Source organism: Arsenophonus sp. ENCA (genome assembly GCF_002287155.1).
GTDB classification, from domain to species: domain Bacteria; phylum Pseudomonadota; class Gammaproteobacteria; order Enterobacterales; family Enterobacteriaceae; genus Arsenophonus; species Arsenophonus nilaparvatae.
Map to the genome: position 1 here is coordinate 1 of NZ_NHNG01000082.1, position 4,117 is coordinate 4,117.

Sequence of the window (4,117 nt, forward strand, 5' to 3'; positions counted from 1 at the left end):
CCAAACTAGAGTATCTTACACTGCTTACTTGCAAGAATATTTTATAGATATCTTTAATGCATGGATAACCGGACAAAATATGAACATCCTGATTTTTTCTTGTTTTTAAATTTATACTTCTTTTTTACACGAGTTTCGCACAGGCATATAAAATTCTAAAAATGGCTTAAAAGCAATGATTAATCTGCAAGTTACTAAAAAACATAAATTTTCTTAAATTACAATAAGTTGTATTTGATTTATAAGGTTTTGACTATTTATATATCATGCTGAATTAAACTTAAAAATAGAGCGTTTTTTTATTGGTGCGAAACTCGTGATGTATTTGCCTTCTTTCGCACCCTGATAACTGGCTCTTTCAAAATCAATATTGCCCGTATAAATCCCCGCTGGTAGATGGTAATTTCCGCGGTGAATGCCATTTTCATTGACAACCGGTAATAGGATTTCAGGCGTTTTATTGAGGGTGCTTAATCTTCCTGCCTCGGCGATAACGGGGTCTACTTTTTTCGCTAATGTGGTTTGGGTGATAACTTTGCTTTGTTCCCACACGTTTTTTCACTCCCTGCCAATTGGTCATCCTGACGTTTGATAAAATCATGGGCCGAAAAACGCTCACCGCTATGGGTTTCAATGTGCTTTATCCATTTCTCAGCATCGTCCAGATAAACCTGTACATGGGCTTTACTGCGTGAAAACTCGACATAGGTATTATCTAGCGCGGCCAGTTTTGCTTTGTTGTCACTGGCACCATCATAAACAATTACATAAGGCACGGATGCACCCTGTGAAGCATAAGCGGTAACCGCATAGGTATAATCAAGATGCCGGTCGCTCATCGCTTGATTGGGCTGATAGGTTAACGTCTTGCCATTAAAATCAATTAACAAGGTATCCCCTTCGATTTTTTTTACTATTCCCACCTCATTGTTTGCCGCCATGCGTTCTTTATCGGTGACGGTCAGCCTGATTTTTTCGCCTGTACTGACGGCTATCGTCTGCGCTTGATACAATGTGACGGTATCCGGATTAAGGGTTATCACTGACCGATAATGCGCCTGCTGATTGTCAGACTGATGAAGTGAAAGGGTGCCATCTGATGACGTTTCGTTAATGTGATAATAGGTTTGATTGATTTTGGCGATGTTACCGGTGTTTGTTTGCCAAAAATCCACGGTTTTAAGGTCAGCAACCGCGTGATTAATGCGTTGCAAGGCCGGGATAGTTAAGCTTTGCTTGTCATCCGGGTAAAGCGTTTGGTGAATCGCTTCATTAATCACGGTTCGGTCACGGTTTAATGGGGTGACAATGAGGGTATTATCCTGTGCGTCTTTTGTTCTGCTGGTGAACTCTTTTACAATCATGGCTATCTTTTCTTCCTGCGTTTTCCCTTTGAGGTCAACCACTGAATTATTGGGAATATCACTCTTTTTCATCCTTGTTACGGTATCTGGCGGCACGCTGTTAATGACGGCGAGCGATTGTTTGATGTTGCCCGCTATCACGGCTTCGATGGCGGGTTTTAATTCCGGATTTTGTCGAACAATTTCACGCATCACTATGGTGTCTGCGGCACTGCGCTCGAGCGTTACTTTAAATGGTACGCCACTTTCAAAAGACTTGAGTTGCTGCCGGTCACCGGAAGGCACAATACGCCCTGATTTTTCAGTAATGTTTTTTAATAAGGTTGCATAGGTTTTATTGCCTATCATTGCGCTTTCATCAATGATAAACAGGGTATTTTTAAAGTTGGTTTCGGTATTATTTTCATTCAGAAAACTGGCAATGGTTTGTGATGAAATACCGGCTTCGTTAATTCCTGCCACTGCTTTGTGGGTGGGCGCGAGTCCCATTAGCGTGATGTCGGGTCGGTTCTGTTTAAGCGATTTTGCCACGGTTTTAAACTGGGTGGTTTTCCCCACGCCTGCATAACCTTGAATGGCGACAATCTGGTCAGGTGAGCGTAAGATTTTTTCGGCCGCTTTTTGTTGTCCTTCTGTAAGTCCAGTGGTATCAATAGGTAGATTTTGTTTAATCAGGGGTAACTGGGTGTTTTTGCCTTTTAAAATCTGTTTAAGTATGAGTGATGCTCTCTCAAAGGTTGATTTTTCGATAAAATTTCCTATCAATGTGTTAAAACTGCCATCAATAGCGATAAAATCGCCTTGTTTTAACTGTTTTTCAAACTGAGCGGCAATCTGTTCAATGGGCGTATGGGGTAATAACTGAACCGCTTTTGTAATCACTGCGGCGCCATTAAAAAAGACCTTTGAGCCGGTTACTTTATCGATAGCAATTTCGATGGCTTTTTGTATATCTTCCTCCGGATTTTGTTTTGTGGTCTGGTTATTTATTACCTTATAAAAATCGTTTTTTTCTGCCCTGATGGTTTCCATTTTTACATCGTTAAAGGCCATTTTTTTATCAATGGTGGCTTTATCGTGTCCGGTGATGGCAATAACTGTTTTCCCACTGCGCTTAATCTGATTAATCGTGCTATCGTTGAGTTCTCGGTCATTGGTGATAGCAATCACCGTTTTGGTTTTTGATAAGCTCTTTCCTAACGATTCGCAATAATGGTACGCTAATGGGACTTCGGTTTTCGGTGAAAAGGAAACGGTTTTGCCGTTATTATCTTCAAGGAAGACTTTATCCCGAAACAAAAAATTTCCTTTCCTTATCTGGCTAACGGTAAAAGCTTTACCCGCAGGAATATTGTCACCAAATCGCCCCTCTGATTTCACTTTATCACCCATCCGCAGCTCTAAGTTTTCAGTCTTATACAGTTGATAGTGGTTAGATATTTTATGAATAGGAAGTAGGGTATAACGACCGTCAGAATTTGATAACACAAGCGTGTTGCTCCTTTTGTCGATGTCCTTAATTAAAAATCTTTCCTTCTGGTCACCGTTTATTTTTTCTAATTGATTGCCGACCTGATAAGTATTGCGGTTGTTACGGTTTGAGGCATCGAGAAACACTGATTTTCGCGTTGAGATGGTGACAGATTCCGATGACAGCAATCCTTTTTCTATTAATGTGTTACGAACTTTATGCGTTATTTCGGCATTCAGTTTATTACTCCCTGTCTGAATGATAGCCTCCTTGTTGGTGGCATGTATAGTAAAACGACTTAATTTTGATCACATATAAACAGAAAATAAGGTATCAATATCACAACCTATTTCCCTTTTTTTTCGTTTAGCCTGTGCCCATTTATGTTCTATGGGATTAAGGTCTGGCGAATATGTAGGCAAATATTCCACCATATGCCCCGCATCGATTATGACTTGTTGAATACTCTGTTTCTTGTGAAAAGTGGCATTATCCCTCATGATTACACTGTTTTTAGGAAGTACTGGGATAAGGACTTGTGTGACCCATGCATAGAAAACATCGCTGTTAATATTGATATCAAATAATCCGATAGCAAACAGCGTTGTGCCCAATAAAGCGCCGATAACATTTGTTTCTTCAAACCAAAACACCGTTGACCTTTTGGGGAATAGCCGTGAATCCGCGGGGTATGGTGTGAAAAACCACTTTCATCAATAAAAACAATATGCTTACCTTCTTTTTCATACTGTTGTTTTTTTGTTGAAACGTTTGTCGAGCGCTTTCGTCGGCTTTCGGATGACGTAGAGTTTTTTTATAGGTCAATCCCCTCTTTTTAAGAGCTTGCCAAATCGCTTTTTGACAAAGACCAAAGCGAACGGCTCGCTCCCTTTGATAAGCATCCGGATATTGTCTAACATCTTTTTCTAATGCGGATTTATCAATCTTTCTACTACGGGAAGCGGCCGGTTTAGGTTCAATTTGCTTAATCCAGCGTGATACCGTTGCAAAACCTATACAAAAGCGCTTAGCGGTTTCTCTAATACTTAGGCCTTTCTCTTTTTTAATCGCAAGGACTTTTCGTCGAAAACCTAATGAATAGCTCATATAAATACTGTAATCAAAATTAAGTCGTTTTACTATAAACTAGTTGCTGAATAGAGACTTGCATTTTTTGTCACGCTATTGAGAATAAAAAGAGGTTTAACTTAGAGAATAAAGGTTTGAAATGATCAACAAAGAGCGGCTGTTACGAGATAATCGTTTATGTAAAGCAATCATT

At 39.8% G+C, this 4,117-nt stretch carries 4 protein-coding genes; all 4 read right to left on the reverse strand.

Annotated features, from left to right (window positions below; genetic code table 11):
* Nucleotides 1-264: 264 nt before the first annotated feature.
* Complete coding sequence (locus tag CBG25_RS02470) at nucleotides 265-552, reverse strand: hypothetical protein (RefSeq protein WP_290604282.1); 288 nt, start codon at nucleotides 550-552, stop codon at nucleotides 265-267.
* The gene (locus CBG25_RS02475; RefSeq protein ID WP_290604284.1) at nucleotides 513-3,023 is read right to left on the reverse strand and encodes an AAA family ATPase; all 2,511 of its coding nucleotides are present in this window, start codon (nucleotides 3,021-3,023) and stop codon (nucleotides 513-515) included. Before CBG25_RS02475 ends, CBG25_RS02470 begins: the two co-directional genes overlap by 40 nt.
* Before the next feature lie 120 nt (nucleotides 3,024-3,143).
* Complete coding sequence (locus CBG25_RS02480) at nucleotides 3,144-3,488, reverse strand: transposase (protein ID WP_290604286.1); 345 nt, start codon at nucleotides 3,486-3,488, stop codon at nucleotides 3,144-3,146.
* Nucleotides 3,475-3,942 (reverse strand): IS630 transposase-related protein, encoded by a 468-nt coding sequence (locus CBG25_RS02485; protein ID WP_290604288.1) that lies wholly within the window; start codon nucleotides 3,940-3,942, stop codon nucleotides 3,475-3,477. Before CBG25_RS02485 ends, CBG25_RS02480 begins: the two co-directional genes overlap by 14 nt.
* Nucleotides 3,943-4,117 lie beyond the last annotated feature (175 nt).

Coding starts and splice junctions, on each gene's coding strand:
- CBG25_RS02485 (WP_290604288.1), bottom strand. CDS start 3,942: ATGAGCTATTCATTAGGTTTTCGACGAAAAGTCCTTGCGATTAAAAAA.